This window comes from Calidithermus chliarophilus DSM 9957, from assembly GCF_000430045.1.
Lineage (GTDB): Bacteria > Deinococcota > Deinococci > Deinococcales > Thermaceae > Calidithermus > Calidithermus chliarophilus.
Genome location: NZ_KE387027.1, coordinates 3,323 through 10,424, shown reverse-complemented (window position 1 = coordinate 10,424; position 7,102 = coordinate 3,323). Strand labels below are relative to the sequence as shown.

The following is a 7,102-nucleotide window of genomic DNA, read 5'->3' as shown; positions in this document are numbered from 1 at the left end:
GGATCGCGCGCGCGGCGGGCTTGCGGCTGAGCTGCTCGGCCTCGAGCAGGTGCGCCTCGGCCTCGGCGGGCGTGTCCAGCGCGCTGATGCCCAGGTTGTAGTGGGCCCACGCGAGGTAGTAGGGGTCGTTGCGCAGGTGCGCCAGCGCCTCCGACCAGCGGGTGCGCGCCGCGGGCGCCCGCCCCACCGCGTACAGGTAGCCGCCCTCGTCGATCAGGCAGCGCCCCAGGGCCTCGCGGGTGAGGTGCTGCTTGGCCCGCGCGAAGGCCTCCTCCCAGCCCGGCAGCCCCAGCCGGGCCAGCACCTCCGCCCGGGTGCGCCAGTACAGCCCCTTCTCGCCCAGGCCCTCCGCCTCCAGCGCCTCGAGCCGCCCCAACGCCTCCTCCGCCCGCCCCAGCCGCAGGAGCGCCCAGGCGTGGTAGAGCTCGAGCGCGGGGGTCGGGGACGCGAAGCCCCGGCAGAAGCCCCACAGCGCCTCGGGCTCCCGCACCCGGCACAGCGCCTGGGCGTAAAGCTCGGCCGCCTGGGTGTCGGCGCGGAACCAGCCCTCGGGGAGGAGGGGGAACAGCGCCGCCACCACCTGGCGCTGCGCCTCGAGCGTGCGGGCCTGGCCGAAAGCCGTCGCCAGCGTCCGGGTCGCGATGTCCAAACGCCCCGTGTTCACCAGTTGCCGCAAGGTGGCCTCGAGGTCCGCTAAAGGCATTTTCATGTCGCGATGGAATTGTACCCAATTCACGGGGAAAACCCCGCCCTAAGTGCATTAAACAACTTGATGGTTTTGAGGGTGCTAAAGTACGCCGGTACAGTCATAGAGCCTGGGGAGGTGAAGCAGAAAGTGCTCGAGGTTGTCATACCTCCCGATGAATACGTCACGTTAAGCCAGCTACGGGTGATCGAAGCAGCTACCAGGAGAGCCAACCAGCTAGGCATTCAGGTGCAGGTCTTGCGGGTGAGGTAGGCAGGGGTCTATGAGCCGGTATAGCGAGAAAAGGGCAGGGGTCACTCTTCGCGGGGAGTTAATCCTGATAGACCACAGTTGCTTGCTCCCCAACGGCATGTGGGGTGACTGCCCACCCCACGTGGTGCTGAGCGCTCACATCACGGACGGGGAGTTGGGCGGGCGTCTGGTGGCCGTACTGCAAGCAACGCGGTATCTGAAAGAGTTCGATCGCTCGATCCCAGACTACGAGACGACCGTACCTGGGCTCCTCGGCTGTAAGAATTACAGGGAATTCCTCAAGGGTGCGTTATTTTGCGGTGTAAGCCTCGAGGGTAATGCTTTGCGCTTCTACCCATCGGTTAACCAGGGGCCACGAATGGGGTTTGTATTCAAGCCGCTGTCCGAAACCGTCACCCTCCCCTTCCCGAGCGACTTCGAGCTCATCGGAAGGACGCTTCGGGAGGTTCTTGCTTCCAGGTGTGAGTAGTGGTGTTGTTTTGTGTGCTAAAGCGAGGCCTGCCCCCTCAAACCCCTACCCCCCCGTGCCGGTCTTGACGTCGTCGCCGTCCGCCACCGCCGCGGGCGGCGTGGGCACGCCCGCCACACCCCACGGCTGCGCCAGCGCGAGCAACGCCAGCACGACGCCCACGCAAACCCCTCCTTTCCCCAGTACCCGGAGCCACTTGCCGATACCACCCTTCGTGCGGAGCGCATGGATCTTTCCCATGGCCCGCAGGGTGCGCCCGGCACGCGACAGAACCTGTCGCGCCAGAGGCATGCCCGAGAGTGCTAGGATGACCAAAGCAACCGGGCACGTTGCACGGCACCTTGACAAGCAGACCTCGAGACACTTCCGGGGGCTCGAGGGGAAGTTTTATCCGTTAGAACCAAGTGTTTTCCCCGCACACGCGGGGATGAACCGTGCGGTATAGTGCCGCGGGCTCGGCCGAATTGTTTTCCCCGCACACGCGGGGATGAACCGTGCGGTATAGTGCCGCGGGCTCGGCCGAATTGTTTTCCCCGCACACGCGGGGATGAACCGGTAGCGGCTCCCCGGCCTGGCCGGGTGCCACTGTTTTCCCCGCACACGCGGGGATGAACCGGTGCCGTCGCCGTTGGAGACCGTCGAGACGGCGTTTTCCCCGCACACGCGGGGATGAACCGCTGTAGGCGGCGCGGCTGTTGGGGGTGGGGGAGTTTTCCCCGCACACGCGGGGATGAACCGGTGGCCCTGGCCGACCTCGAGGCCGCCATCCGTTCTCCCCGCACACGCGGGGATGAACCGTCTGCGGCATCGGAGATAGAGGTTGACCTTAAGTTTTCCCCGCACACGCGGGGATGAACCGGTAGAGGTGGTGCCTGAGCGTCACCGCTGGACGTTTTCCCCGCACACGCGGGGATGAACCGAGGACAAAGCGCGGCTGGAGTGGATGCTCCGGGTTTTCCCCGCACACGCGGGGATGAACCGCAGGAGGAAAGCCATGCCTGAACCCGAAAACCCGTTTTCCCCGCACACGCGGGGATGAACCGCCTGATCCACTCGTTCATCTCTACCTCCGCGCGTTTTCCCCGCACACGCGGGGATGAACCGGCGGTGCAGGAGATCACCGAGGACTTCGCCGCGGTTTTCCCCGCACACGCGGGGATGAACCGTTCCGCGCCCGCATGAAGAAGCTGGGCCAGGGGTTTTCCCCGCACACGCGGGGATGAACCGCTCGCGTGGATGAGCGACCTGTCCTCCACCTAGTTTTCCCCGCACACGCGGGGATGAACCGGCCTCGGGCTACATCAAGGACCTCAAGCTCGAGTTTTCCCCGCACACGCGGGGATGAACCGGCCCGGCCTCGTCTTCATCAGACCGGCGGCACGTTTTCCCCGCACACGCGGGGATGAATCAGGAGTGGTTCCTACAGCATGGGTAGTGGCCCACCCACATGGGCACCCGCGAGGAGTGCCCTCCCACCTAGGGCGGCAGGAATTTGGAGAGGGCGAGCCATTGACTCGCCCCTACGAAAGCGCTGGGCTTTAGGCGTTCGGCTTTAGGCGTTCGGCTTTAGGCGTTCGGCGTTTGACGTTCGGCGTTCGGCGTTCGGCGTTCGACACTCAGCTAACCGCTCCGAGCCACACTCAATTCGCCCGCTGGCTCTCGAGCCCCATGCTGCGAACCTCGAACACCGGCACCTCGTGGTAGAGGGGCGGCGGGACCCCCTCCGTCTGGACACGGCCTTCGTGGACGAGTTGCAGCAAGGCCTCGACCACCTGCGGGTCGAACTGGCTGCCCGCGTTGCGCTGGAGTTCGGCGAGCGCCTCGGGGACGGAACTCGGCTCCCGGTAGGGGCGGCGGCTGGTGAGCACCTCGAAGACGTCGGCGACGGCGAGGATGCGGCCGAAGAGGGGGATGGCTTCCCCGGCCAGCCCCTGGGGGTAGCCCTTCCCGTCCCAGCGCTCGTGGTGCGCGCGCACCCCCTCGGCGATGGGGGCGAACTCGGGCGAGGCCGAGAGCAGGATCTGGGCCCCCAAGTCGGCGTGGCGCTGCACCTCGCGGTATTCCTCGGCGGTGAGCTTGCCCGGCTTGCGCAGGATGTACTCGGGGATGCCCACCTTGCCCAGGTCGTGCAGCAGCCCCGCCCACCACAGCGTCTCGAGGTCGTGCCCCCTCACCCCCAGCCGCTTGCCCAGCTCGTGGGCGTGGTAGGCCACTCGCTCGCAGTGGCCGCCGGTTTGCTCGTCGCGCTCGGCCACCAGCGCGGCCAGGGTGCGCAGGGTGTTGCCGTAGCCGCGGGCCAGCCGCTCGGCCAGCTCCCGCGTCGAGCGCAGGCTGTGCCGCAGCCGCTCGAAGACCAGCCCCGCGCCACCCCCGACGGCGCAGTAGATGAGCGTTCGCACCAGCCACCCCCCGTCGATCTGCCCGCCGGCCGCCGTGAGCGAGCTCTGCTGGTACGGCCCCACCAGCACCCCGGCCAGCAGCCCCACCATGGTCGCGACCCCGGCACCACTGCCCGCAGCGGCCAGCAGGATCGGCCCGTACATCAGGTGGACGAAGGGGTTGGGGGTGCCGCCGGTGACGTAAACCACGTAGACCACCGCGAGCAACGACAGGACCACCACTGCCAGGTGCGCGAGGCGGAAAAGGCCGGTCGGTTCCCACACGAGCCGGAGCCATACCTGGGGTTTATCCTGGGTTGCGTCGCTGCCGCCAGTGGAATGCACCACGAACCGACCTCCTCGAGCGAACGGTATTAGAACCAACTATAACCCACGCTGGAAAGCCTACATGGTTCATGGCAGGCGCACTGCGGCCGTCGCTGCGGGTCTCGACCCGCGCCACAACCGCACCGTAGGGCTAAAACGGCCCTACGCTCCGGGCTCGGGGGCTCGAGCCTCTGCCGCCAGGATGGGGCTAGCGGTGAGCACCCACGCGGGTTGGTTGAGGACCCGGGGCTATAGCGGGCGCGGTCGCGCCCGGCGACTGGACCGGGCGGAGGCGGTCGGTAGCTGGGGCTGCGCTCACAGCATCAGGGGCACGGCCAGCGTGCACGGTCGGTCCTTACCGACGAGCACCTGGTACAGCGCGGCGTGCGAGGTGCGCTCGAGGCCCAGCAGCCGGTCGATGTAGGCCTCGTCGAAGCTGAGGGAGGGGCGCGCGAACAGGCCGGACGCGGCGGCGGCGAGGCTGAGGTACTGCGCCACGGCCCCGGCCGTCGTGTGGACCGCGCGGAAGGCGCCCATCCCGTGGCGGTGGATCGGCGCGGTGTCGCCGCTGACGAACCAGACCGTCGAGCAGTTGCGCGCCTGGAAGCCGGGGGGCATGAACAAGGCCCGGTGCCACTCGCTCGAGGCGGGCAGCTCAGCCTGCAAGCGCAGGCCCTGGGAAACGGCGTCCCAGCGGTACACGCCGGGGTCGAAGCCCTCGGCCCTGAGGATCAGCGCGTGAACCGCCCAGCCCCTTCCGGGGATAGCACGGATCACCTGCTCGAACACCGCCACGCTTTCCCGCGACTGCGGCTGTGGGACGGGCCATACCCCGTTGGGGCCGCCTGCCGAGTGGCGGGCGTAGATCACTTCGCGCAGGTCGTGGCCGAGGGTGCCGCCCGGGACAACCCGTACGGGCGGGGAGTCCTCGAGCAGCCAGCACACCGGCATCTCCTCCAGCGGTGGCCAGGTGAACTCCGGCAACCCCTCGAAGGTGCAGCGCAGCGGGCGCCCCAGCGCGCCGCTGACGGTACAGACCTGGGCGGCCGCGTGGCCCGCCGCCAGCAGGCACAGCCGCGCGGCGAAGTCGCCGTAGATCGAGCGCAGCCGTTGTGGGAGGGTGGTGAGCAACCAGCCGCCGCCGAGGCCCGGCCGTCGCTCGAGCAGCTCCCAGACCAGCGGGGCGAAGGCGGCGCAGGGCGTGGACGCCAGGGAGTGACGGCGCGGGTCGTAGCGGTACAGGCCCGGGGGGAGGTCGCCGCCCCGCGTGAAGAAGTAGAGCTCGGTCGTTCCCTTGCAGCGTGGCGCAGGAGCGGGCCGGTGGTAGGGGTAGCGGTCCGCCGGCTCGTAGCGGGAGAAGCCGAGGCTGAGGTGGGCGATGGTAGCAACCTCGACCAGGCTGGGGGTCGAGGCAGGATGATCCGGCCGGGAGCGCGGCTCCAGGGCATCGCCGAGGGTGCCGAGGTCGGCGACCAGGCGGTGAGGCAGCGGGTGTTCAGCGGCGTGCGGCGGGAGCGGGGGGAACAACTTGGCCTCGTCGTGGGTCTCGTTGCGGTCGGCGGTTTGTTTTAAGTAGGTCGTGCGGAAGTGCAGGGCAGGGGCACTGACCATAAGACCTCCTTTCCGGGCGCCTCAGGCGAACGGGTGGGGCCACGCCGTGCGCCGCCGGGGCAACAGGTGGTAGCGCTCCAGCCCTGCGCCGTAGTGGATGGGGATGAGCCCCGGCACCAGCGCCCGCACGCAGCGCAGGCCCAGCCGGCGCAGGACGGGCGTGGTCTGGTCTACGGCGATCAGCTCGAGCCCGTGGCGCTCGAGCAGCACGACCAGCTCGCCGAAGGTGCTCGGCGGGTGACCGCCGGGGGGCGGCTGCTCCCCGTTCCCCACGTGCAGCAAGGGCTCGAAGCGCGGCCGGGCCGAGGGCGGCCAGTGGGCCAGCAGGTGGTCGGTGATGTCCGTGACGTCCTCGGGGTGGTGGGCCAGGTGGGCCGCGCGGCGCCGCTCATCCGGGGTCAGGCTGCGGGCCAGCTCCACCAGGCTCAGCAGCTCGAAGAGGGCCTGTTCGCAGGCGCCGGCCCAGGTGAAGCGGGCGGCGCTGGCGCAGAGCGTGTGGCCTCCCCCACCGGCCCGGCAGGACTCGGCCACGGCCACCAGAGCGGGGATATCCCCGAGCCGCCCCGCAGCGAAGAGGTGGAGCCGGTAGCCCAGCGCGTCCAGGCGGTCGAGCAGGGCCAGGGCCGTGCGGCTGAGCCCGCCCAGCGAGGACAGGCCCAGGCGGGGGACCGGTTCCACCCCGTACCACCAGCGCATCGCCGCGTCCCGCTCGAACAGCTCGAGCGTGGCGTAGGCGGTGGCCTCCTCCAGGCTCCTCCCGACCGCGCAGCCGCTGGAGGTGCCCACGACGAGGGTAGCGGCACGGTAGAAGGCGGCGCTCTCCTCCACCCAGAGCGGCCGCTGGGCGGTGAAGGAGAAGCCCTCGACCCAGGCGTAGGGGCGCTCGGGGTCGAAGGGCCGGCAGGGGAAGCCGGGACGCCGGTACTGCTCGGGGGCGTACAGGCCCAGCCTCCGGGGGTCCAAAGCCTCGTCCCCCAGCTCGGCCCAGGTAGCCTGGACGCGGCGGCGGTCGTCCTGGACGTGTAGCCCGGCCTGGCGCTCCAGCGCCTCGAGGGCCGCCACCAGGCGGGCTTTGCGGTAATTGGCGGTCCGGCCACCGCCCCACACGGCCTGCCGGCTGCTGTAGGCGGCGAGCTGGGCCGCGGCGTAGGCGAAGGTGGCCCTGGAGTAGTCGGAGTACAGGCTCAGCAAGGGACCGACCTGGGGGTGTACCAGCTCGAGGGGGGTGAGGTCGGGGAGGGGGCCGCGCTCGAGCGGGGCCTGAGCGTTCCAGGCGGGAGATGGCGCCGGGACCGGTGGCGCGTCGCCCCACAGCCGCACCCGCTCCACGCCGGCCGCCCGGGGGTCGAGCACGAACGC

6 protein-coding genes, 1 pseudogene and 1 CRISPR repeat array are annotated in these 7,102 nt (G+C 69.7%); of the genes and pseudogenes, 2 read left to right on the top strand and 5 right to left on the bottom strand.

From position 1 onward, the window contains the following. Window positions 1-709, bottom strand: a pseudogene (locus MEICH_RS29500) (tetratricopeptide repeat protein); the annotation flags it as partial. Window positions 710-715: 6 nt separating this feature from the next. On the opposite strand from MEICH_RS29500, the gene MEICH_RS0117085 reads away from it, so the two are divergent. Both MEICH_RS0117085 and MEICH_RS0117080 read left to right on the top strand, forming a co-directional pair. Further along, entirely contained in the window at window positions 716-958 is a 243-nt protein-coding gene (locus MEICH_RS0117085; protein WP_157202881.1) for a hypothetical protein, read from the top strand. 10 nt (window positions 959-968) lie between these two features. Then, window positions 969-1,427 (top strand): hypothetical protein, encoded by a 459-nt coding sequence (locus tag MEICH_RS0117080; protein WP_027893600.1) that lies wholly within the window; start codon window positions 969-971, stop codon window positions 1,425-1,427. Between the two features lie 45 nt (window positions 1,428-1,472). Here the strand turns inward: MEICH_RS0117080 and MEICH_RS0117075 are convergent, their stop codons facing one another. The 4 genes from MEICH_RS0117075 to MEICH_RS0117060 all read right to left on the bottom strand — a co-directional run. After that, entirely contained in the window at window positions 1,473-1,667 is a 195-nt protein-coding gene (locus MEICH_RS0117075) for a hypothetical protein (protein ID WP_157202880.1), read from the bottom strand. 166 nt (window positions 1,668-1,833) lie between these two features. After that, a CRISPR array of direct repeats spans window positions 1,834-2,837; the repeat unit is 29 nt; unit sequence GTTTTCCCCGCACACGCGGGGATGAACCG. 230 nt (window positions 2,838-3,067) lie between these two features. Then, complete coding sequence (locus tag MEICH_RS27340) at window positions 3,068-4,153, bottom strand: HD-GYP domain-containing protein (protein ID WP_157202879.1); 1,086 nt, start codon at window positions 4,151-4,153, stop codon at window positions 3,068-3,070. A 294-nt stretch (window positions 4,154-4,447) separates the two neighbouring features. Further along, on the bottom strand, window positions 4,448-5,743 hold the full coding sequence (locus MEICH_RS0117065; protein WP_027893598.1) for a nitroreductase family protein: 1,296 nt from the start codon (window positions 5,741-5,743) through the stop codon (window positions 4,448-4,450). Window positions 5,744-5,764: 21 nt separating this feature from the next. Then, window positions 5,765-7,102: YcaO-like family protein (locus tag MEICH_RS0117060; protein ID WP_027893597.1), on the bottom strand; the 1,338-nt coding region annotated here is incomplete at its 5' end.

Bases quoted from the DNA above. Each gene is read 5' to 3' on its own strand.
- MEICH_RS0117080 (WP_027893600.1), top strand. From the start codon at position 969: ATGAGCCGGTATAGCGAGAAAAGGGCAGGGGTCACTCTTCGCGGGGAG.
- MEICH_RS0117085 (WP_157202881.1), top strand. From the start codon at position 716: ATGGAATTGTACCCAATTCACGGGGAAAACCCCGCCCTAAGTGCATTA.
- MEICH_RS0117075 (WP_157202880.1), bottom strand. From the start codon at position 1,667: ATGGGAAAGATCCATGCGCTCCGCACGAAGGGTGGTATCGGCAAGTGG.
- MEICH_RS0117065 (WP_027893598.1), bottom strand. From the start codon at position 5,743: ATGGTCAGTGCCCCTGCCCTGCACTTCCGCACGACCTACTTAAAACAA.